Here is a 25,202-nt window from a genome sequence, read left to right as displayed (position 1 = left end):
CGACACGGCGGGACGCCTCTGCCCACGCGAGGCGGACCCTCTGAGCCTAGAACTCGGCCCCGCGTGCAGACAGGGGTTGACAGATCGAGAAATGCCCGATCAGCCCCTAGATTTTAGCTAGACGACCTAGCGACATGGGCTACACTCGCCCCATGCCCGATCAGCACGCCACCGCCGCGCCCTTCGATGCGTCCGGTTACTGGTACAGCAGCAGCTCCGAAGAACGCGGCGTCACCGTGCTGAACACCCTGCGTGCCTACCGCGCCGCCGAGGTCGCCATGCGGGCCCGCACCCGCAAGTCGATGAAGATGAACGACACCGACCTCGCCGCGTTGCGGTTCTTGTTGAGGGCCCAACGTCGGGGTGAGAGCGTCAGTGCGAAAGAACTGGCGACGCAGCTGAAGATCACCTCCGCCTCGACCTCGGTGCTGATCAACCGGCTCGAAGCGAGCGGGCACGTGCTGCGCCATCCGCACCCGACCGACAAGCGAGGCGTGCTGCTGACCGCCACCGGTGAGTCGAACTCCGAGGTGCGCGACACGATGGCCGCGATGCACGCCCGCATGATCTCGACCGCCGAGTCGCTCGACCCCGACCAGGCCGCCGTCGTCGTGGGCTTCCTGCAGCGCATGACGGCCGCGATCGAGATCGACGACCACCACGTCGACGGCGAGGGCGAGGGCGGGCCGGCCACGATCACCGCGGCGGGCGACGCGACCTCTTGACCCGCGCCTCCCGGGGGCTGTGCTAGCCGCTGTGCGAACAGCTGGTGAACTCACTAGATCGGCTAGACGTCTCGTGACAGGCTGACCGCACGACGCCGGTTCACGGCGGCGTCGTGACCGTCAGAAGCACCACCACCGTTCAGCCAGGCACCGCAGGGGTGCCGGAGACGAGCCGGACATGACCACGATCGACGTCGCTCGCAGCGACCGCCCGTCCACCCGCAGCACCTTCTCGGAGGTGCGCGACACCGCCCGCCAGCGGACGCTCGCCGTCATCGCGACGGCCGCGACCGGGGCCAGCGTCAGCCTGGTCGCCGCCCTGCTGCTCGCACTCGGAGTGATCCGATGAGCAGCACCTCGGCGGGCCTCTCGGCCCAGCAGATGCAGGGCCTCACGCACGAGCAGCTCGTGTCGTTCGTCCGCGGCTCGGTCACGACCGTGGTCTCGGCCGCCGACCTGCACCCCGTCAGGTCGACTCGACCCGCGCCGACGGCAACCGCCTGCGCATGACGCCCACCGCCTCGTCGTTGCTGTCGACGAGCAGGTAACGCCGCCCCAGGGCCTCGGCCACGGCGCCGGTCGTGCCGCTGCCGGCGAAGAAGTCGAGCACCCAGTCGCCCTCGCGACTGGACGCCTGCACGATGCGCCGCAGCACCCCCTCGGGCTTCTGGGTCGGGTAGCCGGTCTTCTCGCGACCCGTCGGCGAGACGATGGTGTGCCACCACACGTCGGTCGGCAGCTTGCCCCGGGCGACCTTCTCGGGCGTCACGAGGCCCGGCGCCATGTAGGGCTCGCGGTCGACGCTCGTGGAGTCGAAGTGGTAGCTCTTCGGGTCTTTGACGTAGACCAGGATCGTGTCGTGCTTGGTCGGCCACCGGTTGCGACTCTTCGCGCCGTAGTCGTAGGCCCAGATGATCTCGTTCAAGAAACAGTCGCGCCCGAACAGGGCGTCGAGCAGCACCTTCGCGTAGTGGGCCTCGCGGTAGTCGAGGTGCAGGTAGAGCGTGCCGTCGGCCGCGAGCAGCCGCCACGCCTCGGCCAGGCGCGGCTCGAGGAACGACCAGTAGTCCTCGAACCGGTCGTCGTAGCCCATCAGGTCGCCGCGGATGCGCTCGTACTGCACGCCCTTGAAGCCCGTCACCGCGGTGACCGAGTCCTCTGCGCTGCGCACCGACGTCGTCGACCGGCGCCGTTGCTGCCGCCCGGTGTTGAACGGAGGGTCGAGGTAGACGATCGTGAACCCGCCGTCGGGCAGCTGGGCCGTCACGTCGAGGTTGTCGCCGTGGACCACGAGGCTCGGGGAGGCGCTGGTCCAGTCGAGGGGCATCCGTCCATTCTGCTGCCTGCCGGGCACCGACACGTGCCCGATTCGCGACCGGGGGCGCGTAGCGTGTCGGGATGACCACCGAGGTAGAGAACCGTCCCACCCAGAACCAGTACGCCCTCGTCGAGGACGGCGAGACCGTCGGCTTCGCGGCCTACGACGTCGTCGGCCACGAGATCCGCTTCACGCACACCGAGATCGAGCCCAGTCGCCGGTCGGCCGGCCTCGGCGCGCAGCTCGTGCAGGGCGCCCTCGACGACGTCCGCGCGAACACCGACCTGAGGGTCGTGCCGCTCTGCCCGTTCGTGGTCGACTTCGTCGAGGACCACGTCGACTACCGCGAGCTGCTCGACCGCTGAGCGCGGCCCGTCCGCCGACCGCGGCCCGTCCGCCGACCGCGGCCTGGCCGAGGAGGCGCGGGTCGCCTCGTCGGCGAGCGTCTCGCCCTCAGGGCACCCGGGCCAACCACTCGGGCGTGGCGAACTTCGAGGTGACGAGTTGCTCGGCCTTCTCGAGTTCGGCCTCGGTGACGTGGCCCTCGGTCGCCCCGTAGAGCCCGGTGAAGGTTTGCTTGAGGCGCTCGATGATCTCGGCGCGGGGCAGGCCGGTCTGGCTGCGCAGCGGGTCGACGCGCTTGGCGGCGCTCGTCGTGCCCTTGTCGCTCATCTTCTCGCGCCCGATGCGCAGCACCTGCACCATCTTGTCGCCGTCCATGTCGTACGACATGGTGGCGTGGTGCAGCAGGGCGCCGTTGCCGAGCCGCTTCTGCGCGGCCCCGCCGATCTTGCCCTTGGCGCTCGTGATGTCGTTGAGCGGCTGGTAGAACGCGTCGATGCCGAGCGACTTGAGGGCGGTGATGACCCACTCGTCGAGGTAGGCGTACGAGTCGGCGAAACTCATGCCCTGGACGAGCTCGCCCGGGGCGTAGAGCGAGTAGGTGACGATCGACTGGGCGTCCATGAACATGGCGCCGCCACCGCTGATGCGCCGGACGACCTCGAAGCCGTGCGCCGACGCGGCGTCGAGGTCGACCTCGTTCTTCAGCGACTGGAAGCTGCCGATCACGACGGCGGGCTGGTCCCACTCCCAGAAGCGCAACGTCGGCCCGCGCCGGCCGGCACCGACCTCTTCGGTGAGCACCTGGTCGAGCGCGAGGTGGAGGTTGGGCGAGACGGGGGCGTCGTGCACGATCTGCCAGTCGTAGTCGCGCCAGTCGGTGGCCTTCGAGAGGCTGCGGCGGATGGCCACGGCGATGGCCTCGGGCGTGAAGCCGAGCAGGACGGCGTCGCTCGGCAGGCCCTGCCTGATCGCCGCCGTGATGGTGGCGGCGTCGGACTCGACCGGCAGGCCGTTGACCGCCCGGTCGATGGCGTCGAGCGCCGTGTCGGGCTCGAGGAAGAAGTCGCCCGCGAGCCGGAACCCGGCGATGCGGCCCTCTCTCACGTCGAGGTCGACGACCACGAGCTTTCCGCCTGGGACCTTGTACTCACCGTGCATGGGGGCAGCCTATGCCCGCTGCCCGACGCGCTCGTCGAGCCATCGCACCAGGTCGGCCACGACCTCGTAGCGGTTGGTCTCGTTGAAGACCTCGTGTCGGGCACCGTCGTAGACGATCAGCTCGACGTCGCTCAGCCGGCTGCGGTTCACGTAGGCGTCGGCGAGCTTGCGGGCGCTCTGCTCGCCGCCGAGGGTGTCGTCGCTGCCGACCAGGATCAACACGGGCGGGTCGGCGTCGAGCGACCGCGACGGTCGACCGAACAGGCGCAGGGCGTCGCGGTAGCCGAACAGGTCGACGACCGTCGCGACGGTCATCAGGGGGTCGGCCTCGGCGCGCGCGACCACGTCGCGGTCGCGGCTGAGCCACTCGTACCCGGTGCCGCCTTCGTGGGCGTGCCTCTTGTTGAGGTCGCCGCCGTTCATGCTGCCGGGCACCCGGTACGCGGTGCCGCTCAACACGACGGCGTCGAAGAGCGACGCCCGGCGGTCGACGATCTTCTGCACCATGAGCGAGCCCCACGAGTGCCCCAGCCCGACGAGCGGCAGGCCCGGGTTCTCGGCGCGGGCGATGCCCGCGAGCTGGACGACCTCGGCGATCGTGCCGCGGAGGCCCGACGGCCCGAGCCGCCCGAGCTTCGCGTGGTCGCCGTCCCACTGGCCGAGGCCGGTCTCGCCGTGCCCCAGGTGGTCGTCGGCGTAGACCGTGTAGCCGGCCCGCACGAGGTCGTTCGCCAGCCGCTCGTAGCGCAGCGCGTGCTCGGCGACGCCGTGCGCGAGCTGGACGACGCCCCGCGCCGACGCGGCACGCCAGACGTAGTAGTGGACCGTGACGCCGTCGGCGTCGACGAAGGTGAAGTCGCCTCGGGCGGCGGAGAAGGTGGGCATGGGTCGAGTCTTCCACCCGGCCAGGGAGTTCTCCCCCACGACGCCGGGACGGGCCGCGACCTCGCGGGTGGCGGCCCGTCGTGACGCCGGGTCGGTCGAGGGTCGGCCTAGTGGTCGTCGTCGCGGCCGTGGTCGTCGTCGTCGTGGTCGTGGTCGCGACCGTGGTCGTCCGCCACGGGCGTCGGCGTCGCCGCCGAACCGAGCGCGTCGTCGACCGCCACGGGCGTGGGCGTCGACCCGGCCGAGTCGTCACCGACCACCGGGGTCGGCGTCGCCGACGGGGTGGACGAGTCGTCGTCCGGCGACGAGTCGTCGTCCGACCCGTGGGCCGGCGTCGTCACCGACCGCGACGCGTCGTCGTCGACGCGGCTCGACGTGACCGCGTAGTCCCCGTCGAGCAGCACTTTCGCCTCGCGGCCGTCGGGCAGCACGACCTCGACCTCGTAGCCGACGAGCCCGTCGTCCAGGGTGTCGACCTCGGTGACGGTGCCTCCGCCGGTCTCGGCGAGCGCCGCCTCCTGCGCCAGGTCGCGGGTCTGCGTCGACACGCGGTCGTCGTCGAGGCCCGAGGCCACGGCCACGCCGCCGCCGCCGAGGACGAGCACGCCGGCGATGCCTCCGGCGATCAGCAGGGATTTCTTCGTGGTGAGGGCGTTCTTCAGCATGGTTCGCTCCGTTCGTGGGGCCGCGGGGCGGCCGGTCGAGTGCTCTGTCGAGCTGGTGACCACACCCTCTCGACCGGGCACTGAAGCCGTGCTGAAGCCACCTGAAGAACCGTTCAGGAGGCGCGGGTCGGCCCGGTCGCGCGCCCCCGACCCGGCACACCGCCTTTCGTGCACCGCACCGCGTCTAGACACGGTGCCGTGCACGAAACGCGGTGCTCGGCGGGGCGGGGCAGGGCAGGGCAGGGCAGGGCAGGGCAGGGCCGGGCGGGGCGGGCAGGGCCGGGCGGGGCGGGGCGGGGCGGGCAGGGCCGGGCGGGGCGCCCTCGTCAGGCTGCGCCGCGCGGCAGCGTCACCACGAAGCGGGCACCACCGAGGGGCGAGGCCGTGACCGACACCGCGCCTCCGTGGACGCGGACGATCTCGCGCACGATGGCGAGCCCGAGCCCGCTGCCGCCCGAGTCGCGGGCGCGCGCCTCGTCGAGCCGCACGAAGCGCTCGAACACCCGCTCGCGGTCGGCCTCGGCGACGCCCGCGCCGTCGTCGTCGACGATCAGCTCGACGCGTCCGTCGCGCTCGGCGAGGGCGACCGCCACCCGGGAGTCGGCGTGGCGAGCCGCGTTGGCCACGAGGTTGTGCACGACCTGGCCGAGCAGGCCCTCGTCGCCGTCGACCCGGGCGGGGCCCACGGCGGTCGCGTCCACGCCGAGCGGGCCGCGGCCGGCGACCGGCGGCGCGTCGCGCAGCCGGGCCGTCTCGGCGAGCACGAGGTCGTCGAGGTCGACCGGGCGTCGGGTGACGCCGAGGGCACCCTCGTCGGCCCGCGCGAGGACCAACAGGCCCTGCACGAGCGCCGTCAGCCGCGCCTCCTCACCGAGGACGGTGCCGGCCAGCGCGACGCCGTCGATGCTGCCGGGGTGCCGCAGGGCGACCTCGGCGTGCTGGCGGATCGTCGCGAGCGGGGTCTTCAGTTCGTGCGAGGCGTCGCCGACGAAGCGCCGCTGGGCCGTCGCCGACGAGTCCAGCCGGTCGAGCATGCCGTTCAGCGTGTGGGCGAGGCGGGCGATCTCGTCGCTGCCGCCGGGGTCGGGCAACCGGTGCGACAGGCTCTGCGCCGTGACGGAGTCGACCTCGCGACGCATCGACTCGACCGGGCGGAGGGCCCTGCCGACGACCAGCCACGTGGTGACCCCGAGCACCAGCAGTGCCACCGGGATCGCGATGCCGAGCGTGACGAGGCTGGCCGAGGAGGCGGCGCTCGCCTCACCGAGGGAGCGCGCGGCCACGACGGCGTACTCGGTCGTGACCGTCTCGACGGGCGCGGTGGACGCCTGTGGGCTCGCCGACGCGTCGTCGGAGGCCGAGCCGCCGCCGGAGTCGCCACCGGAGTCGTCGTCCGAGCCCGAGCCGCCACCCGAGTCGTCGTCCGAGCCCGAGCCCGAGCCGCCGCCGGAGTCGTCGTCGGTCGCCTCGGACGGGGTCGGGGTCGGGGTCGTCGTCGGCGTCGGGGTCGTCTCGGGCACGACGGGGGTCGGCGTCGACGTGCTCTCGACGCCGACGTCCTGCCGTTCGACCACGAACTCGTCGCCGTCGAGGTTCACGCGCTCGCCCGAGGCGGCCGACCCGATCGACGAGGCGAGGCCCGTGAGGTCGTCGTCGCCCCCCGAGGCCAGCACCCGCCCGGACGCGTCGGTCACGACGACCAGGGCCCCGTCGGCCTCGCCCGCGACGGCGACGGCCGGGGACGAGCCGATGGCGAGGGCCGACACGGCCCGGTCCACGTCGGCCGAGGCGGCCTGGCGCGGGGCGTCGGCGAGGACGGCCTGCTGCACGAGCGCGAAGACGAGCGTGAACGCCCCGAGGGTCAGGGCGACGGCGAGCACGGCCGCGCCCGTGATGCGGGACCGCAGCGACGCCCGTCGCGCCCGGCCCGGCCTGCCGCCGACGGTCGGGGCGGGCCCGGTGACGCGGTCGCGGCCGGCTCGCTCAGCCACCCCGCGCCTCCAGGCGGTAGCCCGCCCCGCGCAGCGTGACGATGGCCTCACGGCCGAAGGGCCGGTCGACCTTGTTGCGCAGGTGCCGGACGTAGACTTCTACGATGTTGGGGTCGCCCTCGAAGTCGTCGTTCCAGACGCCGTCGAGCACCTCGCGCTTCGTGACCACGCTGCCCGCGTGCCTCATGAGGAACTCGAGGACGGCGAACTCGCGGCTGGTCAGCTCGACCTCGACGTCACCACGGTGGACGCTGCGCGAGGCGGGGTCGACGCGCAGGTCGCCGGCCTCGAGCACGACGGGGCGTTCGCGGGCGCCGCGGCGGACGAGGGCGCGCAGCCGCGCGAGCAGCACGGCGAACGAGAACGGCTTGGTCAGGTAGTCGTCGGCACCGGTGTCGAGGGCCTCGACCTGGTCCCACTCGCCGTCCTTGGCGGTCAGCATGATGACGGGCGTCCAGTCGCCGCCCTCGCGCATCGCCCCGCAAACGGCGTAACCGCTGAGGCCGGGCAGCATGATGTCGAGGACGACCACGTCGTAGCTGCCCTCACGGGTCCGCCAGAGCCCGTCGGTGCCGGTCGCCGCGACGTCGACCGCGATGCCCTCGGCCTCGAGCCCGAGCCGCAACCCCTCGGCCAGGGTCGCCTGGTCCTCGACGACGAGCACGCGCACGGTGGCCCTCCCTCAGCCGCGCCGGATGCGCGTCGTGCCCATCATGGCGGGCGAGCGCTGAAGCGGGGCTGAAGTGGGCGGGCAACGGGGCTGGGACGGGCAGGAGGCGCGGTGCGGGACCGCCCGCACCGCGCCTCCTCGGGTCGTCGCGTCAGCGCGCCGAGTAGCCGCCGTCGACGAGGTGGTAGCTACCCGTGACGAACGACGCGTCGTCGCTCAGCAGGAACAGCACGAGGGCCGAGACCTCGGCGTCGGTGCCCAGGCGGCCGGTGGCGTGCTGCGACTCGAGGTACGAGAGGGCGTCGCCGTCGAGCGACGAGCGCACGAGGGGCGTGTCGATGAAGCCGGGGCCGACCGCGTTCGTGCGGACGCCCCGCGCCGAGTACTCGAGCGCCGCGACCTTGGTCAGGCCGACCAGGGCGTGCTTGCTCGCGACGTAGGCCGCGTTCTGGGCGATGCCCACCGAGCCGAGCACCGAGCTCATGTTGACGATCGCGCCGCCGCCGGCCTCGACCATCGCGGGCAGCTGGTAGCGCAGGCCGTAGAAGACGCCGTCGAGGTCGACCGAACGGACGCGGTCCCAGGCGGCGATGTCGTAGTCGCCGATGTCGGCGGCCGGGGCACCGATGCCAGCGTTGTTGACAGCGAGGTGCAGTGCGCCGTAGGTGGTCTTGGCGAACTCGACGGCCGCCTCGGACTGCTCGGGCTTGGCGGTGTTCTGCTCGAACGCCACGGCCGTGCCGCCCGCGGAGACGATCTGGTCGACGACGCCCTGCGCCGCGTCGAGCTTGATGTCGGTGACGACGACCGAGGCGCCCTCGGCCGCCAGGGAGCGCGAGATCGCGGCGCCGATGCCGCTGCCTCCGCCGGTGACGAGTGCCGTCTTGTCGCTGAACCGTGCCATGATGCGTGCCTTCCTCGATCGGGGCCGACCGTCGGGGCCGGTCGGGCTCATCGACGAGCCCGCCTGTGAACATACGCCTGCATGCATTCGCAGGCAACACGTGTCGTTTTCGTCCGAGGCCGCCCCGGGCCGGGGTTCAGGCCGCGGCGCCGCCGATGTTGACCATCCAGTGCTGGCCGTACCGGTCGTCGACCATGCCGAACGAGTCGCCCCACGGCGCCTGGGCCAGCGCCTCGTGCACGGTGCCGCCCTCGGCGAGCGCCTCGAACCAGCCGGTCAGTTCGTCCGCGTCGTCGGGACCACCGAAGAGCGACAGCGAGACGCTGCTCGCATCCTCGAGCGGGACCGAGTCCGGTCGGTCGGCCCCCATCAAGAGCAGGCCCGACGGCGTCTGCAACTGGCCGTGCATGACCTTGTCGGCCTCGTCCGGCGTGCCGACGCCGAACTCGCCGTAGGTGCTGAACGTCGGGCTGCCGCCGAACACCGACGCGTAGAAGTCGAAGGCCTCGCGCGTCTGGTCGCGGAACGCCAGGTACGGGGTGAGTTGCACGGTCACGGTGTCCTCCTCGGGTCGCGGCGCCGGTCGACGTCGAGCCCAGGGTGGCACCGCGACGTCCGCCGCACCACCCCCTGTCGACCGCAGGAGGCGCGGGTCGCGTCGCCGCGGCGAGGTCGCCGGGGTCAGGTGGCCGGGCTCAGGTCGCCGGGCTGCCGCCTCGCGACGACGCCCACGCCTGCACGGCCAGCCCGGTGGCGATGAAGCCGAGCATCAGCGCGCCCATGACGACGGCGGTGCCGCCGAGTGCCCCGGCGAGCGGGGTCGCCGCGCCACCGAGCCCGAACTGCAGGCCGCCGGCGAGCGCGGCGGCGGTGCCGGGCGCCCGGTGCCCGAGGGCCTGCGTCAGGGTGATCGACCCGGGGATGACCCACCCCCAGCCCGCGGTCACCAGCGCCAGCGCCGGCCAGATCAGCGCCGGGCCGAGACCGGTCAGTGCCCCGACCAGCACGAGGGCCGAACCGACCGTGCAGGTGACGAGCCCCGCGGTGAAGAGGTGGTCCTCGGCGAAGCGCCCCACGAGCCGGCGGAACACGAGGGTCGAGGCGATCATGCACGACGCGTTCGAGGCGAAGACGAGCGTGTAGAGGCCCTCGCCGAAGCCGTACTGCTCTTGGAAGACGAACGACGACGTCGCGATGTACGAGAAGAACCCGATCGTCGCCGCGCAGCCCGTCACGAGGTACCAGCGGAACCTCGGCATCGCCAGCAGGGTGCCCATCCGACGCAGCGAGGCGAGCAGCGAGCCCGCACCCGGTTCGGGGTCGACGAGGGTCTCGGGCAGGCGACGCGCGGCGGCCCAGGTCAACCCCGCCCCGAGCACGGCGAGGACGACGAACGTCGCCCGCCAGGTCGACACCGACAGCACGACGCCGCCGACGAGCGGGGCGACCACCGGCCCGACGGCGTTGATCGCCGCGAGGGTCGCGAAGAGCCGGCTGCGCACCAGACCCGTCGTCGAGTCCCCCACCATGGCGCGGGCCGCCACCGAGCCCGCCGCACCGCCGAGCCCCTGCGCGACGCGCGCCACCACGAGGGTGGCCGCGTCGGGGGCCACGGCGCAGGCGATCGAGGCGAGGGCGAACAGCAGTGTCCCGCCCAGCAGGACGCGCCTCCTGCCCCGTCCGTCGCTGATCGGGCCGATCACGATCTGACCGACGGCGAACGCGACGAGGAAGGCCGTGAGGCTGAGCTGCACCTCGGCCGTCGTGGCGCCGAGGTCGCGCGCGATCGCCGGCAGGGCGGGGATGTACATGTCGGTCGCGAACGGCGAGATGCCCACGATGAGCGCCACCGTCAGCACCGACCCCCGCCCGGACAGCCAGGAGGGGCGGCTCGGCTCGGTCGGGACGTCGTCGTCGCTCATCGGTCCGAGCCTAGGCGCACGCCGCCCGCCCGCCCGGTCGACCAGACGTTTACTTAGCCGAACTAAACGAGTATCGTGGCCCGACGATGACCGACTCCGCGCCTCCCGCCTCCCGTGCCCTTCCCCACGCCCAGCTCGCCACCGACGTCCGTGGGGCCGTGCTGCGCCTCGCCCGTCGCCTGCGGCAGCAGAAGGCCGACGCCGACGTCACGGACGCCCAGATGGCCGCCCTCGGCTATGTCGTGCAGAACCAACCCCTGACGATCGGGGCGCTGACGGCGCACGAGGGCGTGACTCCCCCGTCGATGAACCGCACCGTCGGCAAGCTCGTCGACGCCGGCCTGCTGCGCCGCACCGTGGACGACGAAGACAAGCGGCGGGTGCTGCTCGAGACCACCGAGGCCGGCGCGGCGTTCGTCTTCGAGACGCGCCGACGCCGCGACGAGTGGCTGCTGCCCCGCCTCACGGCCCTGACCGCCGACGAACGCCGCACCCTGGCCGAGGCCACCGACATCTTGCGGAAGCTGACCCGCTCGTGACCGCGATGTTCCGCAGCCTGTCGCTGTTCAACTACCGCCTCTGGTTCGCCGGGGCCCTCGTCTCGAACGTCGGCACCTGGATGCAGCGCACGGCGCAGGACTGGCTCGTCCTCACCGACCTGACCGACAACGACGCCACGGCCCTCGGCATCACGATGGCGTTGCAGTTCGCCCCGCCGATCCTGATGGTGCCGATCACCGGGCTCATCGCCGACCGCTTCGACCGCCGACGCCTGTTGATGGTCACGCAGCTGAGCATGGGCCTGCTCGGGCTCGGCCTGGGCCTGCTCGTGCTGACCGACAGCGTGCAGCTCTGGATGGTCTACCTCTTCGCGCTGCTGCTCGGCGTGGCCGCCGCGATCGACGCGCCCGTGCGACAGAGCTTCGTCTCCGAGCTCGTCCCCCCGGGGCACCTCACCAACGCCGTCAGCCTCAACTCCGCGTCGTTCAACGGGGCGCGCCTGGTGGGCCCCGCGGTCGCCGGCGTCCTGATCGCGACGATCGGCACCGGGTGGGTCTTCGTCATCAACGCCGGGTCGTTCGCCGCCGTGCTGCTGTCGCTGCGCTTCATCCGCGTCGCCCAGCTCGAACTCAAGCCGGCCGTGTCGCGGGCGAAGGGGCAGATCCGAGAGGGGTTCCGCTACGTGCGGTCACGGCCCGACCTGGTCGTCGTGTTCGTCATGGTCTTCGTCATCGGCACCTTCGGCCTCAACTTCGCGATCTTCACCTCGACCATGGCGAGCGTCGAGTTCGGCGTGGACGCCAGCGGGTTCGGCCTGCTGTCGTCGTCGATCGCGGTGGGCTCGCTGGTCGGTGCCCTGCTCTCGGCCCGGCGTGAGAAGCCCCGCTGGCGGGTGCTCGTCACGGCCGCCCTCGCCTTCGGCGTGACCTGCCTCGTCGCGGCGCTCATGCCGACCTACTGGAGCTTCGCGGCCGTCCTGGTCACCGTGGGGCTCGCGTCGATCACGCTGATGACGACCGCCAACGCCACCGTGCAGCTCACGACGGCACCGCGCATGCGCGGCCGCGTCATGGCGCTCTACATGGCGGTCTTCACCGGCGGCACCCCGCTCGGCGCCCCGGTGGTCGGCTGGGTCGCGAACGTCGCCGGCCCACGCTGGGCGATCGGGGTCGCGGCGGCGTCGGGCTTCGTGGCGGCCGGCGTCGCGGTCGCGTGGCTCGTGCGTGGGCAGCACCTTCGCGTCCGACGCGTCCACGACGGCGAGCCCGACCCCGTGACCGGTGCCCTGCCGCTGCTCGGTGCCGGCCGGTTCCACTACCGCCTGCAGCACGACGGCGACGGGGCGGCCGCGCGGGTCCGCGACGCCGCGGCGGTCGCCCGCGAACGCGACGAGGCCGCGACCGAGCTCGCCGTCGACGAGGGCACCGCGACCCGCCCCTCCTGACGGCACGGACGCACGGCGGGCGAAGCCGTCGTGCACGCGCGGCCGCGACGGACCGCCCCGCACGCCCGCGTCCGGTCGCGCAGGAGGCGCGGCGCGGCGCCACCACGCCCGTCGCGTCGGTCAGACCCGCGCGTAGACCAGCAGCGACGCGAGCAGCACCACGAACGGTGCGACGAAGAGCAGGTTGAGCAGCTTGTGCTCGACCATCACGGCGACCCACTCGCGCAAGAAGGCGCTCGGCACGTAGTACGCGGCCGTCGGCGACCCGACGACGTCGGCGCTGCTGCCCGTGTCACGGGCGAGCAGCGCCGCCCGCAACACGTGGTAGTTGTTCGTCACGACGAGGGTCGGCCCGGTGCGACCGGCCTCGGCGAGCACCCGCCCCGACAGCACGAGGTTCTCTCGGGTCGAGCGCGACTCGGTCTCGGGGTGCACGTCGGCCGGGTCGGCCCCCTGGGCGATCAGGTACTCGGCCATGGCCGCGCCTTCGGGCCGTGGTTCGTCGGCCCCCTGCCCGCCCGAGGGCACGAGCACCGGACGACGCACCCCCGCAGGGGTGGCCCGGTAGATCGCGAGGGCTCGGTCGAGGCGGCTGCGCAGCAACGGCGGCACCTCGCCCCGGATCAGCCCGGACCCGAGCACGATCAAGGCGTCGGGCTGCTCACGCACCCGGGGCCGCGCGTAGACCAGCGACCAGAGCGTGAACGCGGCGAAGGTGAGGGCGGCGTACCCGGTCACGAAGACGACGACGACGCCGAGCCCGAAGGTGACGTCCTGCAGCGCGGGCACGGTCGAGCGTCGACCCGACTCGACGAGCACGGCGACCACGAACGGCACGCCGATCAGCGCGACGCCGACGAGCAACGACAGCAGGTTGCCGAGGCTGCGCCCCTCGGACCGCAGCATCGTCACGCCGTTGGCGATCGCGAAGACGGCCAGTGCGAGCACCAGGACGGGGACGAGCACCGCGGCGATAACGAACACGAACACGAGGGGCGGGAACGCCGCGACGAGCAACCCCGACAGGGCCACGACCGCGAAGCCGCCGGCCATCAAGAGGAACACACCGTTGCGGAACCGCCGGGCGTCGCGTCGACGGGACGCCACGAAGAGCAGGAAGAAGACGAGGGCGATGCCGGCCGAGATCGCGGTCATGGCCCGAGGCTACCGTCGCGAGCCCCCCGTCGCCGCGAGCCGCCTGCTGTCGTGAGACCCCTGCTGTCGTGAGGCCCCTGCGGTCGTGAGACCCCAGGAAGCCGCTCGGACCCCCGAGCGCGCGCCGGGGTCTCGGAGACATCGTGGGGTCTCCGCGACATCGTGGGGTCTCACGACGTGAGCCGTGCGGTCAGCGGTCGAAGAGGTTGCCCAGGCCGGGGATCTGGAACCCCTCGCCGAGGCTGCCGAGCTGGTCGCCCAGCCCGCCGACCTGCTCGCCCAGCCCGCCGACCTGGTCGCCCAGGCCGCCGAGGTACTCCTCGCCGCCGGCGGTGAGCCCGTCGAGCCCCTCGAAGCCGAACCCGTTCGTCAGCTGGTCGAAGTCGATGCCCGAGGCCACCGCGTCGCCCAGCAGCGGCAGGGCGACGCTGCTGACGGCGGCCGCACCGGCCACGGCCACGGCGAGGCCCGCGACGCCGGCCACGCCCGCACCGACCGCGGCACCCGCCGCGACCTTGCCGCCGGTGCTGCCGAGCACGCGCTTCATCAGGCCGGGGTGGGTGGTCTCGCCCCGGGTCGCCGCCCGCGCGAGGTCGGCGGGCTCGCTCGACGCCGGTCGCTCGCCGGCGGGCACCTCGGCGCTCAGCCGGGCGAGCACCTGCTGTCGCTGCTCGGGCGTGAGCCGCTCGAACGCGTCACGGTGCACCTGCTCGAGCTGCTGCGGCGGCGCCGTCTGCAGCAGGTAGTCGTACTTGGCCAGGGCGGCACGGTCGGCCGCCGACCCCTGCGGGGCGTGGCCACCGGTGGCCGGACGCCCGGCACCGCCCTGCGGGGAGCCGTACCCGCCCTGCGAGGGGCTCTGCCCGCCCTGCGGGGAGCCGTACCCGCCCTGGGGGCCCTGCTGCCCACCCTGCCGGTCGTCGCCGGTCACCTTGTCGGAGACCTTGCGCACCATGTCGCGCCAGTCGGTCGAGCCGCCGGACGCGCCACCGCGGCCCGACGAAGAAGAAGAGGAATTGCCGAGCGCACGCGCGGCGGCACCCAGGAGACGGTCGAAGTTGGCCATGACCCGATCCTCCCGGCCCGACATCCGAAGAGCCCCCGCAGAAGCCGAGCATCCCCCGGGAGCGGCGCGTCCGGCCGCACGGGTTACGGTCGAGCCCTCGTCGGGGTTACATTCGCAGGGGACATCCGCCCGGACCGACCGTCGGTGAGCCGTCCCGCGCCAGGAGGTGTCGCATGGGCAAGGCAGCAGTCACGGGGTGGGTCGCGCTGGCCATGCTGGCCTCCGGCGCCGCGCTCGTCATGGCCGCGACCTTCCGGTTGGCGAGCGTGGGGCTCTTCTCGGGCGGGTTCATGCCGCTCGGTGAACTCGACTTCGTCACGGTCGGCGTCTGGTTGCTCGGTGCCGCCCTCGCCGTCGGCGGCATCGCCGTCGCGCTCGTCGGCCTGGCCGACCGCCTCCTCGGAGCCCTCCCCCACGACGAACCCGAACGGGCCCCGGCCGACGATCACTCCGCGGCGGCGGCGCCCGTCGTGCCCGCACCGGCACCCCGGGAGGCGCGGGTCACGCCCGCAGGACGCCCCGCCGTCACCGCCGCGCTCGCGTCCGCCCCCGCGGTCGCCGTCGTCGCCGCGCCGACCCGCACCCTCCCGACCAGCACCCTCCCCACCTCCGCCGTCCCGGCCTCCGCGACCGTGCCGCCCCCCGCGCACGGGCCCGACGAGACCGCCACGACCGCGGCCGTCGACGCCGCTCCGGCCGGGCCCACGCTCGCCGACCGGCTGCGTCCCGCCCTCTCGACCGCCGCCGCCCACGCCGTCGCCGCGGCCCACGCCGTCGGCGACGCCCTCACGCGAGCCGGTCGGGCCACCGCCCGTGCCGTGCGGCGTGCCGCGCGTGCGACCGTGGCCTGGGTCCGTCGCACCACCCCCGTGGTCGCCGCCTGGTTCCGCACGACCGGAGGCACGGTCGCGACCCACGCCCGACCGGCTGCCCGCTCGACCTGGGACGGCGTGCGCCACGGCGGTCGGGCCACCGCAGCCGGAGCCGTCGTCGCCGCCCGGGCCACGGGAGCGACCGCACGCCGCGCCTCCTCGGCCGCCGCCGCCCGGGCCCGCGAGAACGCCCGCACGCTCGCTGCCTCGCGTGCCGCCGCTCGGCAGGCCGAACTCGACCGCGAGTCGGCTCGCGAGGCCGCCCGCCTCGACTTCCTGACCTCGCGCCGGACGCCGGCCACGACGCCCACCGAGGCCGCCGCCGCCCTGGCCGGCCCGGTCGACGCCGCCGTCGGCGAGCGCGAAGCCGCCCCGCTCACGCACTCCGCCTGACGTCGGGGCAGCCGCCCCGTCGCGGCCACGCCCCCGGGGTCACCTAGGCTCGCGGCATGCGCGCACCCCTCGGACTCGTCGGCCTCGTCGTCCTGGGCCTGGCCCTGACGGGGTGCACCGCCGCCGGGGCCGGGGCCGGTGGACCGGCCGCGCGCGCCTCCTCGCCCTCGACGGTCGACGGCGTCGAGCTGCCGCCCGAGGGCGCCCGCTTCGACTACCAGCTGGGAGGCGCGTCACCCGTCCCCGACGGAGCCACCGTCGTCGCCCGCGACAGCACCGACGACCCCGCCCCCGGTGCGTACGGCATCTGCTACGTGAACGGGTTCCAGACCCAACCGGGCGTCGAGTGGCCCGACGACCTGCTCGTGCGGACCGCCGACGGCGAGCCGCTGGTCGACCCGGGCTGGCCCGACGAGCACCTGTTCGACCTGTCGACCGATGCGGTCCGGCAGGCCGTCGCCGAACGGCAGGCGTCGACGATCGACGGCTGCGCCGAGTCGGGCTACCGGGCGGTCGAGTTCGACAACCTCGACTCGTGGACGCGGTCGGACGGCGCCTTCGGCGAGGACGACGCGGTCGCCTTCGCCACCCTGCTGGTCGCCCGCGCGCACGCCGCCGGGCTGGCCACGGCGCAGAAGAACACCGCCGACCTCGGCACCCGGGGGCGTGACGAGATCGGCTACGACTTCGCGATCACCGAGGAGTGCGACCGCTACGACGAGTGCGCCGCCTACACCGACGTCTACGGCGGCCTCGTGTACGACGTCGAGTACACCGACGACCTGCGCGGCTCGGCCGCCACGGTGTGCGCCCGGGTCGACGCCCTCGACCCGGCACCCTCGACGATCGTGCGCGACCGCGACCTGGTGCCGGCCGACGACCCGGCGTACGCCTACACGGCCTGCTGACCCGCGCCTCCTGCGCCGCGGCCCCCGCGCCCGCGCCGCACCCGCAGCGCCCGCTACACCCGCCCTCTCAGCACCGCACCGCGTTTCGTGCACCACACCGTGTCTCGACGCGGTGCGGTGCACGAAACGCGGTGCGGTGAAGAAAGCGCGGCGCGGCGAGGCACGCGAGCCGCACCGGCAGGGCCGGCGGCGGTGCGGCCCTACGCCTCGCGGGTGATCTCGACCGTGACGAAGAGCTCGCTGTTCGACGAGCCGGCGTAGACCCCGCGCAGCGGCGGCACGTCGCGGTAGTCGCGGCCCTGGCCCACGACGACGTGTCGTTCGCCGATGTCGATCAGGTTGGTCGGGTCGTAGCCGTGCCAGGTGCCGCAGAAGAACTCGACCCAGGCGTGCGACTCGCCCGTGACCGTCTCGCGCAGCTCGGCCGAGGGCTTCGGGTGCAGGTAGCCGCTGACGTAGCGCGCCGGGATGCCCGCCGCGCGCAGCGCGCCGACGGTGACGTGGGCGATGTCCTGGCAGACACCGGCCCGGGCGGCCCACGACTCGGCGGCCGTGGTCTTGACGTTGGTGACGCCCGGCAGGTACCGCACCGCGCCTCCCACGGCCTCGCAGATCGCCATCGCGGCGGCGCACGGGTCGGCGTGCGCCGCGCGGGCGTCGGTGCCGACCGCCGCGAGGTCGGCGGGAGGCGCGGTGAGGGGCGTCTGCTCGAGGTGCTCGACGAACGAGGTGCTGGCCCCCGCCACCGCCGTCAGGTCGGCCCACGAGATCGTCTCGGCCGGGTGGGCCTGCGGACGCACCTCGACGAGCGAGGTCGCGGTCAGCGAGAGCTGCCGGTGCGGCAGCAGCACCTCGAACGACGACACCCGCGTGCCCCAGTAGTCGACGTACTCGTGCGAGGCGGCGACCGGCTCGATGCGCAGGTGCGACGAGAGGACGAACTGGCCCTCGGTGTGCGCGGGCAGCATGCGCGCCTCGTTGTAGCTCGCGACGGCCTCGCCCTGGTACGAGAACCCGGTGACGTGGCGGATGCGCAGCCGGCTCACGACCGCTCCCCCACCCACGTCGGCGCCGCGCTCGTCGGGAAGTACCGCTGGCGGATCGCCTCGGACGCGGCGCTCGTGGCGGCCTGCACGGTGTCCATCTGGCCCGGCAGGTCGTCGAGGATGTCGCCGATCGGCCGGAACTCGAGCTCGCTGCGCATCTGCCCGAGGATGCGCACGCCGCTGTCGGACGCGGCCACCCGGTGCGTCGTCGGCTCGACCTCGCGCAGGCACGACTCGGCCCGGCTGATCGCGAAGAGCACGCTGCGGGGGAAGAGCCGGTCGAGCAGCAGGAACTCGGCGGCGTTGCGGGCGCTCGGCACGCCCCGGTAGGTGCGCAGGTAGGCCTCGTAGGCGCCGCACGAGCGCAGGATCGTCGTCCACGACGGCCCCGACGCCTCGGTCAGCGTGCGGGTCGCCAGCAGCCGGGCGGTCATGTCGGCCCGCTCGATCGACCGGCCGAGGGTGAAGAACTGCCACACCTCGTCGCGGCTCGTCGCGCTCTCGATGATGCCGACGGCGAGCGCGCTGCGTTCGCGCACCCAGGCGAAGAACTCGTGCACCTTGTCGTCGGCGACCTTGCGGGGCATGCGGGCCCGCGTCGTGTTGAGGCACTCCCACAGCTCGGTCGAGACGATCTCGCGGGCCCGGCGCGCGTTCTCGCGGGCGGCACCCAACGAGTAGGCGATCGAGGCCGGGTTGTGCCGGTCGACGGCCAGCATCGACAGCACGTCGCCCCGGGCCAGGTCGCCCTCGGGGGCGTCGCTGCCCATGACGGCGAGCAGGCTGCGGCAGGCGACGTCCTCTTCGATCCACGGGTCCTCGAGCAGCAGCTGCAGGTGGACGTCGAGGATGCGCGCCGTGCCGTCCGACCGCTCGATGTACCGGCCGATCCAGAACAGGCTCTCGGCGATGCGGCTCAGCATGATGGCCCTTCGGTCGGGGTGGCTGCGTGGTCGTCGACCCGGGACGCAGGAGGCGCGGGGCGGCCTCGTGCCCCCGGCCGCGCCTCCTGCGTCTGTTGCTGTTGTGCCTGCTGGTCGTTGCGCGGGTCGTCCTGGGGTGCGTGGTCGGGGCTGTGGTCGGCCGCGGCCGCCGCGGCCTCGGCGGCCTGCTCGGGCGTGATCACCGGGATCGACTCGGTCGGGGTGGTCTGCTCGGCGATGAGCGCGCTGACGTCGTGGCCGGCCCAGGCGTTGACGTCGCCGCCGACGATCCAGGTGTCTTTCGAGCCGCCGCCCTGGCTGCTGTTCACCACGAGCTGCCCCTCGGGCAGCGCGACCCGGGTGAGGCCGCCGGGCAGCACCCACACGTCGTCGCCGTCGTGCACGGCGAAGGGCCGCAGGTCGGCGTGCCGCGGGCGCAGGCCGTCGTGGACCAGGGTCGGGATCGTGCTGAGCTGCACGACGGGCTGGGCGATCCAGCCGCGGGGGTCGCGCTGCAGCTGCGTGCGCAGGTCGTCGAGCTCGCGTCGGCTGGCGGCGGGCCCGACCACGAGGCCCTTGCCGCCCGAGCCGTCGACCGGCTTGACCACGAGCTCGTCGAGCCGGTCGAGCACCTCGTCGAGGGCGCCGGGGTCCTCGAGCCGCCAGGTGTGGACGTTCGGCAGCAGCGCCTCCTCGCCCAGGTAGTAGCGGATCAGCTCGGGCAGGTACGTGTAGACGAGCTTGTCGTCGGCCACGCCGTTGCCGACCGCGTTCGCGATCGTGACCGTGCCGAGGCGGGCGGCCATCAGCAGGCCGGGCGAACCGAGCACCGAGTCGGCGCGGAACTGCAGCGGGTCGAGGAACTCGTCGTCGACCCGGCGGTAGATCACGTCGACGCGTTCGGGCCCGCCGGTGGTCCGCATGAACACGCGGCCGCCCGAGCAGTAGAGGTCGCGACCCTCGACCAGCTCGACGCCCATCAGGCGGGCCAGCAGGGTGTGCTCGTAGTACGCCGAGTTGAAGACGCCCGGCGTCAGCACCACGACGGTCGGCTCGTCGACGCCCGACGGCGCGCTCTTCTTCAGCGCGGCGAGCAGGCGGTTCGGGTAGTCGCCCACCGGGCGCACCCGCATCGAGACGAACAGCTCGGGCAGCGTCTGCGCCATGACCCGACGGTTCGAGATGACGTAGCTGACGCCGCTCGGCACGCGGACGTTGTCCTCGAGCACCCGCCAGGCGCCGGCCTCGTCACGGATCAGGTCGATGCCGCTGACCTGGATGCGCACGCCGTTGGCCGGGTCGATGCCGCTCGCCTGCCGGTGGAAGTGGCTCGAGCTCGTGATCAGGCTCGCGGGGATGACCCCGTCGGCGATCGCCGTCTGCGGGCCGTAGACGTCGGCGAGGAACGCCTCGAGCGCCTTGACCCGCTGCTTGACGCCGCGCTCGACGGTGGTCCATTCGGCGTGCTCGACGACGCGGGGCACGGCGTCGAGCGGGAAGGGACGTTCTTCTCCGGCGAAGTCGAAGGTGACGCCCTGCGCCAGGTACGAGTCGGCCAGGGCGGCGGTCCGGCCGCGCAGGTCGTCCTGCGTCATGCCCTCGAGGGTGGCGTGGATGTCGTGGTACGCCCGGCGGGGCGTGCCGTCGGGCTCGAACATCTCGTCCCACGCCGCGGCGGCCGCCCGTGCCCCGGCCGGCCGGGTCGCACCACCCGTGGTGGTCGCGTATCCCTCGAAGAGCTCACCCATGGCTCGACGCTAGCCAGGGGGTGTTGCCGGGGTGTTTCGGTCGTGCGGCGGGGGAGTGACGTCGACCCTGTCGACAGGACAGATGCGAACAACGGCACCGCAAGACCAAACCGATTTGTAACAGAGAACTCCCAGGAGGAATAGCGTCACCGGCGAACGACAAGAACGTCCCACCGGGAGGACCACCACATGCGCTTCAAGTACCTCGTCATCGCCGTCATCGCGTTCCTCGCGTACACCTACGGCGCCAAGGCCGGAAAGGGCCGCTACAAGGAGATCAGCAACTTCTTCGGCTCGTTCTGGAACGACCCCAAGGTCAAGAAGGCGCGTGCCCAGGCCAAGAAGGACGTCACCAAGGCCCGCAAGGCCGCGGTGAAGAAGGCCCGCAAGGCCGCGCACTAGTCCCCTCCCGCCACGAGGCCCGAGAGGACGACCTTCTCGCGGGCCTCTCGCATGCGGCCGTGATCACAGACCCCGCTGGCACGCACCCGACCGTCTCAGCAGCAACCGCGCAACCCGCGCACCCAACGAAAAGGAACACATCATGGGCTTCCTCGCCTTCATCCTCCTCGGCCTCATCGCCGGCGCCATCGCCAAGCTCATCCTCCCCGGCCGTCAGGGCGGCGGCTGGATCGCCACCCTCGTCCTCGGTGTCATCGGCGCCCTCCTCGGCGGTTGGATCGGCGGCGCCGTGTTCGGCGTCGGCTACGACGGCTTCTTCAGCATCCAGAGCTGGATCATCGCGATCCTCGGCGCGCTCGTCGTCCTCGTGATCTACGGCTTCATCGTCGGCCGCAAGGGCAGCCGCGCGTAAGCAGCTCTCCGCACCGCGCTGGACGGGTCGCCCCCTCGGGGGCGGCCCGTTCCGTCGTTCCCGGGGCGGGTCGCTCGGTCGACGGGCGGGTGCGAGACTCGGGGCATGTGGACGCAGAACCGGGCCGACCCCGACCTCGAGGTGCCGGAGGCGGTGGTCGCGGCCGCGGGCGGCGACACGATCACCGCGGTGTGGCGCAACGAGGCCGGCGGCACCACGTACCGCCTCGGCGACGGACCGACCCGACGCTTCGCGAAGTGGGCTCCGCACGGCAGCGGACTCGACCTGCACGGTGAAGAGATGCGGCTGCGCTGGGTGGTCGAGTTCACCCCGGCCCCCCGCGTGCTCGAGATCGGCGGGGACGACGCGGGCGAATGCCTCGTGACGGCGGGCGTCCCGGGGCGCAGTGCCGTCGACCTGCTCTGGGCCGCCGACCCGGCGACCGCCGTGCGAGAGGCGGGACGGGGGCTGAGGCGACTGCACGACGCCTTGCCGGTCGACGAGTGCCCCTTCAGCTGGTCGGTCGACGACCGGATCGCGACCAGCGCGAAGGCCCGCACCGCGCCTCCCGGGCTGGGCGACCCTCCGCCGATCGACCGGCTGGTCGTCTGCCACGGCGACCCGTGCGTGCCCAACACCCTCATCGGCGACGACGGGCTGTGGTCGGGGCACGTCGACTTCGACGCCCTCGGCGTCGCCGACCGGTGGGCCGACCTCGCCGTCGCCACGATGAGCCTCGGCTGGAACTACGGGCCAGGCCACGAGCGCGCCTTCCTCGACGCGTACGGCGTCGCCGACGACCCCGTCCGCACCGAGTACTACCGGGCGCTCTGGGCCGCGACGTGAGCCGCGGCGCACCGCACCAGCTGCCCCGAGCCGCCCACCACGCCACGATGTGGGCACCGCGCCACGATTAAACGTGGCGTGGTGCCCACAACGTGGCGTCATACATCGCCCGGGTCGTCCAAGATGGTGCGGTGACCGACATCGAGACCACACGACGACACGACGGCAGCCGCGACGACATCAGCGGCGCCGTCGACGGAAGCCTGCGTCAGGACGTCAGCTACCTCGGCAGCCTGCTCGGCCGGGTGCTGCGCGAGTCCGGCGGCGACGAGCTCTTCCGGGCCGTCGAGGACGTCCGCGCGGCCGTCATCGCCGCGTACGAGGGGGCCGACGGCGCGAGCCTCGACGACGCCCAGCGGCTCGTCGACGCGCTCGACCAGGGCCTGGCCGAGCAGGTCGCGCGCGCCTTCACCTGCTACTTCCACCTCAGCAACCTCGCCGAAGAGCACCACCGGGTGCGCGTGCTGCGCCGCCGCGGCAGCGAGGCCAGCAGTGCGGGCGACTCGGTCTCGGCGACGCTGCGCCAGTTGACCGACGAGGTCGGCGCGGACGAGGCCTCGAAGCGACTCGACGCCCTGCGCTTCCACCCCGTGCTCACGGCCCACCCGACCGAGGCCCGACGTCGAGCGGTCGCGTCGAGCATCCGCCGCATCAGCGACCTGATGACCGACCGCGACCGGCTCGAGAACGACGTCGCCGTCGCCGAGGCCGAGCGCCGGCTGCTCGAGGAGGTCGACACGCTCTGGCGCACCTCGCCGATCCGCACCACGCGCCCGACCCCGCTCGACGAGGTGCGGACGGCCATGAGCATCTTCGACCAGACGCTGTTCGAGATCGTGCCGCAGGTCTACCGCCTGCTCGACGACCGGCTGCTCGGCGAGGCCGCGGGTCGTGAACCCGCCGTCGCGCCCGCCTTCATGCGCCTCGGCACCTGGATCGGCGGCGACCGCGACGGCAACCCGCACGTCACCGCCGAGGTCACGCGCGCCGCCGCCGACATCGCCGCCGAGCACGTGCTGCTCGGCCTGCACCGGGCGACCACCCGCATCGGCGGCACCCTCACGCTCGACGAGGCCGAGACTCCGGCCTCCGACGAGCTGGTGGCCCTCGCGGAGGCGCAGCGCCGGATGGACGCGGACGTCGCGTCGCGCATCGGCGTCCGGTCACCCCACGAGCTGCACCGCCGCGTGCTGATGTTCGTCGCCGCCCGCATCGACGCCACCCGCCGTGAGGGCTCCGCGCTCGCCTACGGCCACCCCGACGAGCTGCTCGCCGACCTGCGGGTCGTGCAGCAGTCGCTCCGCGCCGCCGGTGCCCACCGCAGCGCCAACGGCGACCTGCAGGGCCTCGTCTGGCAGGTCGAGACCTTCGGCTTCCACCTCGCCGAACTCGAGGTCCGCCAGCACTCGCAGGTGCACCGCACGGCCCTCGCGGAGCTGCGGGCGGCCGACCCCGTCGCGGGTGCGGCGGAGGCGACCGGCGGGGCGCAGGCGACCGGCGGCGACGTCGAGGCCGGCGCCGCGCCTCCTGCCCGGGCCGAGATGACCGACGAGGTGCTCGCCGTGTTCCGCACCATCGCCGACCTGCAGAAGCGCTACGGCGTGCGGGCCGCGTCGCGCTACATCGTGTCGTTCACGCAGTCGTCGGCCGACCTCGCCAACGTGTACGAGCTCGCCGAGCGGGCGATGGGCGACGAGCCGGCCCCCGTGCTCGACGTGATCCCGCTGTTCGAGACGTTCGCCGACCTCGAGGCCAGCACGCGCATCCTGGACGAGGCGCTGCAGACCGAGGCCGTCCAGAAGCGGCTCGCGGCGACCGGCCGTCGCCTCGAGGTGATGCTGGGCTACTCGGACTCGTCGAAGGACGTCGGGCCGGTCTCGGCCACCTTCGCCCTCTACGCCGCCCAGGCCCGCATCGCCGACTGGGCCGCCGAGAACGACATCGAGCTGACCCTCTTCCACGGTCGCGGCGGGGCCCTCGGGCGCGGCGGCGGACCGGCGAACGAGGCCGTGCTGGCGCAGCCGCCGGCGTCGGTCGACGGCCGCTTCAAGATCACCGAGCAGGGCGAGGTCATCTTCGCCCAGTACGGCAACAAGACCATCGCCGCCCGGCACGTCGAGCAGATGGCCGCCGCGACGCTGCTGGCGTCGAGCCCGTCGAACGAGCAGGCCAACGCGACCGCCGCGGACCGGTTCGCCGACGTCGCCGAGACCATGGACGCCGCGTCACGCGAGGCATTCTTCGGCCTGGTGAAGGCCGACGGCTTCGCGTCGTGGTTCGCCGCCGTCACCCCGATGGAGGAGGTCGGCCTGCTCGCGCTCGGCTCGCGCCCCGCCCGCCGTGGCCTGTCGGTCGAGTCGCTCGAAGACCTCAGGGCGATCCCGTGGGTGTTCGCCTGGACCCAGGCCCGCATCAACCTCGCCGGCTGGTACGGCCTCGGCTCCGCCCTCGAGGCGGTCGGCGACCTCGACCGGCTGCGTGAGGCGTACGCCACCTGGCCGCTGTTCTCGGCGATGATCAAGAACGTCGAGATGTCGCTCGCCAAGACCGACGAGCACATCGCCCGTGAGTACCTGGCCCTGGCCGACCGCGACGACCTCGCCGGCCGCGTGCTCGACGAGATGGCCCGCACCCGGTCGTGGGTGCTCGCCGTCAGCGGCCACGGTGAGGTCCTCGACGGGCGCCCGGTGCTCAGCCGTGCCGTCCGGCTGCGCTCGCCCTACGTCGACGCCCTCTCGCTGCTGCAGCTGCGCGCCCTCCGCGCCATCCGCGTCGCGGGCGGCGGCGACCCGGCGGACGCCGACCACCGCCTCCTGCTGCTCAGCGTCAACGGGATCGCCGCGGGGCTGCAGAACACCGGCTGAGCCGCGGGGCGACACGAAGGAGGCGCGGGCCGGTCTCGA

At 73.3% G+C, this 25,202-nt stretch carries 26 protein-coding genes; 12 read left to right on the top strand and 14 right to left on the bottom strand.

Annotated elements, in window-relative coordinates:
• The first annotated feature begins 152 nt into the window (after positions 1–152).
• The 3 genes from ITJ55_RS15160 (at position 153) to ITJ55_RS15150 (ending at position 1,235) form a co-directional block, all read left to right on the top strand.
• Positions 153–725, top strand: a complete 573-nt coding sequence (locus ITJ55_RS15160) for a MarR family winged helix-turn-helix transcriptional regulator (protein WP_194596157.1) — start codon at positions 153–155, stop codon at positions 723–725.
• Positions 726–903: 178 nt separating this feature from the next.
• Positions 904–1,074, top strand: a complete 171-nt coding sequence (locus tag ITJ55_RS15155; protein ID WP_194596156.1) for a hypothetical protein — start codon at positions 904–906, stop codon at positions 1,072–1,074.
• Positions 1,071–1,235, top strand: a complete 165-nt coding sequence (locus ITJ55_RS15150) for a hypothetical protein (protein ID WP_194596155.1) — start codon at positions 1,071–1,073, stop codon at positions 1,233–1,235. Before ITJ55_RS15155 ends, ITJ55_RS15150 begins: the two co-directional genes overlap by 4 nt.
• Here ITJ55_RS15150 and ITJ55_RS15145 read toward each other — a convergent pair.
• Positions 1,192–2,052, bottom strand: coding sequence for a site-specific DNA-methyltransferase (locus ITJ55_RS15145; RefSeq protein ID WP_194596154.1), 861 nt, complete (start codon positions 2,050–2,052; stop codon positions 1,192–1,194). The two genes, ITJ55_RS15150 and ITJ55_RS15145, sit on opposite strands and share 44 nt — an antisense overlap.
• 71 nt (positions 2,053–2,123) lie before the next feature.
• Between ITJ55_RS15145 and ITJ55_RS15140 the strand changes: the two genes are divergently transcribed.
• Positions 2,124–2,408: a GNAT family N-acetyltransferase gene (locus tag ITJ55_RS15140; RefSeq protein WP_056261111.1), complete on the top strand. Its 285-nt coding sequence runs from the start codon at positions 2,124–2,126 to the stop codon at positions 2,406–2,408.
• Between the two features lie 88 nt (positions 2,409–2,496).
• Here the strand turns inward: ITJ55_RS15140 and ITJ55_RS15135 are convergent, their stop codons facing one another.
• From ITJ55_RS15135 to ITJ55_RS15100, 8 genes are all read right to left on the bottom strand, one after another.
• A complete protein-coding gene (locus tag ITJ55_RS15135; protein WP_194596153.1) occupies positions 2,497–3,546 on the bottom strand; it encodes a biotin/lipoate A/B protein ligase family protein in 1,050 nt (349 codons plus the stop codon).
• Positions 3,547–3,555: 9 nt separating this feature from the next.
• Complete coding sequence (locus ITJ55_RS15130) at positions 3,556–4,431, bottom strand: alpha/beta hydrolase (protein WP_194596152.1); 876 nt, start codon at positions 4,429–4,431, stop codon at positions 3,556–3,558.
• A 107-nt stretch (positions 4,432–4,538) separates the two neighbouring features.
• Positions 4,539–5,096, bottom strand: a complete 558-nt coding sequence (locus ITJ55_RS15125) for a PepSY domain-containing protein (protein WP_194596151.1) — start codon at positions 5,094–5,096, stop codon at positions 4,539–4,541.
• A 326-nt stretch (positions 5,097–5,422) separates the two neighbouring features.
• On the bottom strand, positions 5,423–7,087 hold the full coding sequence (locus tag ITJ55_RS15120) for an ATP-binding protein (protein WP_370544195.1): 1,665 nt from the start codon (positions 7,085–7,087) through the stop codon (positions 5,423–5,425).
• Positions 7,080–7,757, bottom strand: coding sequence for a response regulator transcription factor (locus tag ITJ55_RS15115; protein ID WP_194596150.1), 678 nt, complete (start codon positions 7,755–7,757; stop codon positions 7,080–7,082). The genes ITJ55_RS15120 and ITJ55_RS15115 overlap by 8 nt, the downstream gene beginning before the upstream one ends.
• A gap of 151 nt (positions 7,758–7,908) precedes the next feature.
• Complete coding sequence (locus ITJ55_RS15110) at positions 7,909–8,661, bottom strand: SDR family NAD(P)-dependent oxidoreductase (RefSeq protein WP_194596149.1); 753 nt, start codon at positions 8,659–8,661, stop codon at positions 7,909–7,911.
• A 136-nt stretch (positions 8,662–8,797) separates the two neighbouring features.
• On the bottom strand, positions 8,798–9,217 hold the full coding sequence (locus ITJ55_RS15105; protein ID WP_194596148.1) for a VOC family protein: 420 nt from the start codon (positions 9,215–9,217) through the stop codon (positions 8,798–8,800).
• 139 nt (positions 9,218–9,356) lie between these two features.
• Entirely contained in the window at positions 9,357–10,583 is a 1,227-nt protein-coding gene (locus ITJ55_RS15100) for a multidrug effflux MFS transporter (protein WP_194596147.1), read from the bottom strand.
• Positions 10,584–10,669: 86 nt separating this feature from the next.
• Between ITJ55_RS15100 and ITJ55_RS15095 the strand changes: the two genes are divergently transcribed.
• Both ITJ55_RS15095 and ITJ55_RS15090 read left to right on the top strand, forming a co-directional pair.
• Positions 10,670–11,122 carry a MarR family winged helix-turn-helix transcriptional regulator gene (locus ITJ55_RS15095; RefSeq protein WP_194596146.1) on the top strand — a complete coding sequence of 151 codons (453 nt, stop codon included), beginning with the start codon at positions 10,670–10,672 and terminating at the stop codon, positions 11,120–11,122.
• Entirely contained in the window at positions 11,119–12,528 is a 1,410-nt protein-coding gene (locus ITJ55_RS15090; protein ID WP_194596145.1) for an MFS transporter, read from the top strand. The genes ITJ55_RS15095 and ITJ55_RS15090 overlap by 4 nt, the downstream gene beginning before the upstream one ends.
• 120 nt (positions 12,529–12,648) lie before the next feature.
• On the opposite strand, the gene ITJ55_RS15085 is transcribed toward ITJ55_RS15090, so the two are convergent.
• Positions 12,649–13,683 carry a YdcF family protein gene (locus ITJ55_RS15085; RefSeq protein ID WP_194596144.1) on the bottom strand — a complete coding sequence of 345 codons (1,035 nt, stop codon included), beginning with the start codon at positions 13,681–13,683 and terminating at the stop codon, positions 12,649–12,651.
• A 190-nt stretch (positions 13,684–13,873) separates the two neighbouring features.
• A complete protein-coding gene (locus ITJ55_RS15080; protein WP_194596143.1) occupies positions 13,874–14,749 on the bottom strand; it encodes a cation-transporting ATPase in 876 nt (291 codons plus the stop codon).
• A gap of 173 nt (positions 14,750–14,922) precedes the next feature.
• On the opposite strand from ITJ55_RS15080, the gene ITJ55_RS15075 reads away from it, so the two are divergent.
• Together ITJ55_RS15075 and ITJ55_RS15070 are read left to right on the top strand one after the other, a co-directional pair.
• On the top strand, positions 14,923–16,014 hold the full coding sequence (locus ITJ55_RS15075; protein WP_194596142.1) for a hypothetical protein: 1,092 nt from the start codon (positions 14,923–14,925) through the stop codon (positions 16,012–16,014).
• Positions 16,015–16,070: 56 nt separating this feature from the next.
• A complete protein-coding gene (locus tag ITJ55_RS15070; RefSeq protein WP_194596141.1) occupies positions 16,071–16,922 on the top strand; it encodes an endo alpha-1,4 polygalactosaminidase in 852 nt (283 codons plus the stop codon).
• A 200-nt stretch (positions 16,923–17,122) separates the two neighbouring features.
• Here ITJ55_RS15070 and ITJ55_RS15065 read toward each other — a convergent pair whose 3' ends face one another.
• The 3 genes from ITJ55_RS15065 to ITJ55_RS15055 are packed head-to-tail and all read right to left on the bottom strand — an operon-like array spanning position 17,123 to position 20,639.
• Positions 17,123–17,968, bottom strand: a complete 846-nt coding sequence (locus tag ITJ55_RS15065) for a transglutaminase family protein (RefSeq protein WP_194596140.1) — start codon at positions 17,966–17,968, stop codon at positions 17,123–17,125.
• Positions 17,965–18,891, bottom strand: a complete 927-nt coding sequence (locus ITJ55_RS15060; protein ID WP_056261059.1) for an alpha-E domain-containing protein — start codon at positions 18,889–18,891, stop codon at positions 17,965–17,967. Before ITJ55_RS15060 ends, ITJ55_RS15065 begins: the two co-directional genes overlap by 4 nt.
• A complete protein-coding gene (locus tag ITJ55_RS15055; RefSeq protein ID WP_194596139.1) occupies positions 18,885–20,639 on the bottom strand; it encodes a circularly permuted type 2 ATP-grasp protein in 1,755 nt (584 codons plus the stop codon). Before ITJ55_RS15055 ends, ITJ55_RS15060 begins: the two co-directional genes overlap by 7 nt.
• Positions 20,640–20,828: 189 nt before the next feature.
• On the opposite strand from ITJ55_RS15055, the gene ITJ55_RS15050 reads away from it, so the two are divergent.
• The 4 genes from ITJ55_RS15050 to ITJ55_RS15035 all read left to right on the top strand — a co-directional run bounded on the left by ITJ55_RS15050 (position 20,829) and on the right by ITJ55_RS15035 (position 25,163).
• Positions 20,829–21,041: a hypothetical protein gene (locus ITJ55_RS15050; RefSeq protein ID WP_056261057.1), complete on the top strand. Its 213-nt coding sequence runs from the start codon at positions 20,829–20,831 to the stop codon at positions 21,039–21,041.
• 142 nt (positions 21,042–21,183) lie between these two features.
• A complete protein-coding gene (locus ITJ55_RS15045; RefSeq protein ID WP_194596138.1) occupies positions 21,184–21,453 on the top strand; it encodes a GlsB/YeaQ/YmgE family stress response membrane protein in 270 nt (89 codons plus the stop codon).
• A 105-nt stretch (positions 21,454–21,558) separates the two neighbouring features.
• Positions 21,559–22,299: an aminoglycoside 3'-phosphotransferase gene (locus ITJ55_RS15040; RefSeq protein ID WP_194596137.1), complete on the top strand. Its 741-nt coding sequence runs from the start codon at positions 21,559–21,561 to the stop codon at positions 22,297–22,299.
• Between the two features lie 131 nt (positions 22,300–22,430).
• Positions 22,431–25,163, top strand: a complete 2,733-nt coding sequence (locus tag ITJ55_RS15035) for a phosphoenolpyruvate carboxylase (protein WP_194596136.1) — start codon at positions 22,431–22,433, stop codon at positions 25,161–25,163.
• The last annotated feature ends 39 nt before the right edge of the window (positions 25,164–25,202 follow it).

It is taken from the genome of Frigoribacterium sp. VKM Ac-1396 (assembly GCF_015350895.1).
Classification (GTDB): domain Bacteria; phylum Actinomycetota; class Actinomycetes; order Actinomycetales; family Microbacteriaceae; genus Frigoribacterium.
The sequence above is the reverse complement of the archived record's forward strand: the minus strand, read 5'-3'. Positions and strand labels throughout refer to the sequence as shown.

Excerpts from the sequence above, each read along its gene's own strand:
- ITJ55_RS15080 (WP_194596143.1), bottom strand. The coding sequence starts at position 14,749 with ATGGCCAACTTCGACCGTCTCCTGGGTGCCGCCGCGCGTGCGCTCGGC.
- ITJ55_RS15160 (WP_194596157.1), top strand. The coding sequence starts at position 153 with ATGCCCGATCAGCACGCCACCGCCGCGCCCTTCGATGCGTCCGGTTAC.
- ITJ55_RS15075 (WP_194596142.1), top strand. The coding sequence starts at position 14,923 with ATGGGCAAGGCAGCAGTCACGGGGTGGGTCGCGCTGGCCATGCTGGCC.
- ITJ55_RS15060 (WP_056261059.1), bottom strand. The coding sequence starts at position 18,891 with ATGCTGAGCCGCATCGCCGAGAGCCTGTTCTGGATCGGCCGGTACATC.
- ITJ55_RS15100 (WP_194596147.1), bottom strand. The coding sequence starts at position 10,583 with ATGAGCGACGACGACGTCCCGACCGAGCCGAGCCGCCCCTCCTGGCTG.
- ITJ55_RS15155 (WP_194596156.1), top strand. The coding sequence starts at position 904 with ATGACCACGATCGACGTCGCTCGCAGCGACCGCCCGTCCACCCGCAGC.
- ITJ55_RS15085 (WP_194596144.1), bottom strand. The coding sequence starts at position 13,683 with ATGACCGCGATCTCGGCCGGCATCGCCCTCGTCTTCTTCCTGCTCTTC.
- ITJ55_RS15145 (WP_194596154.1), bottom strand. The coding sequence starts at position 2,052 with ATGCCCCTCGACTGGACCAGCGCCTCCCCGAGCCTCGTGGTCCACGGC.
- ITJ55_RS15110 (WP_194596149.1), bottom strand. The coding sequence starts at position 8,661 with ATGGCACGGTTCAGCGACAAGACGGCACTCGTCACCGGCGGAGGCAGC.
- ITJ55_RS15130 (WP_194596152.1), bottom strand. The coding sequence starts at position 4,431 with ATGCCCACCTTCTCCGCCGCCCGAGGCGACTTCACCTTCGTCGACGCC.
- ITJ55_RS15135 (WP_194596153.1), bottom strand. The coding sequence starts at position 3,546 with ATGCACGGTGAGTACAAGGTCCCAGGCGGAAAGCTCGTGGTCGTCGAC.
- ITJ55_RS15125 (WP_194596151.1), bottom strand. The coding sequence starts at position 5,096 with ATGCTGAAGAACGCCCTCACCACGAAGAAATCCCTGCTGATCGCCGGA.
- ITJ55_RS15095 (WP_194596146.1), top strand. The coding sequence starts at position 10,670 with ATGACCGACTCCGCGCCTCCCGCCTCCCGTGCCCTTCCCCACGCCCAG.
- ITJ55_RS15150 (WP_194596155.1), top strand. The coding sequence starts at position 1,071 with ATGAGCAGCACCTCGGCGGGCCTCTCGGCCCAGCAGATGCAGGGCCTC.
- ITJ55_RS15140 (WP_056261111.1), top strand. The coding sequence starts at position 2,124 with ATGACCACCGAGGTAGAGAACCGTCCCACCCAGAACCAGTACGCCCTC.
- ITJ55_RS15040 (WP_194596137.1), top strand. The coding sequence starts at position 21,559 with ATGTGGACGCAGAACCGGGCCGACCCCGACCTCGAGGTGCCGGAGGCG.
- ITJ55_RS15070 (WP_194596141.1), top strand. The coding sequence starts at position 16,071 with ATGCGCGCACCCCTCGGACTCGTCGGCCTCGTCGTCCTGGGCCTGGCC.
- ITJ55_RS15050 (WP_056261057.1), top strand. The coding sequence starts at position 20,829 with ATGCGCTTCAAGTACCTCGTCATCGCCGTCATCGCGTTCCTCGCGTAC.
- ITJ55_RS15055 (WP_194596139.1), bottom strand. The coding sequence starts at position 20,639 with ATGGGTGAGCTCTTCGAGGGATACGCGACCACCACGGGTGGTGCGACC.
- ITJ55_RS15045 (WP_194596138.1), top strand. The coding sequence starts at position 21,184 with ATGGGCTTCCTCGCCTTCATCCTCCTCGGCCTCATCGCCGGCGCCATC.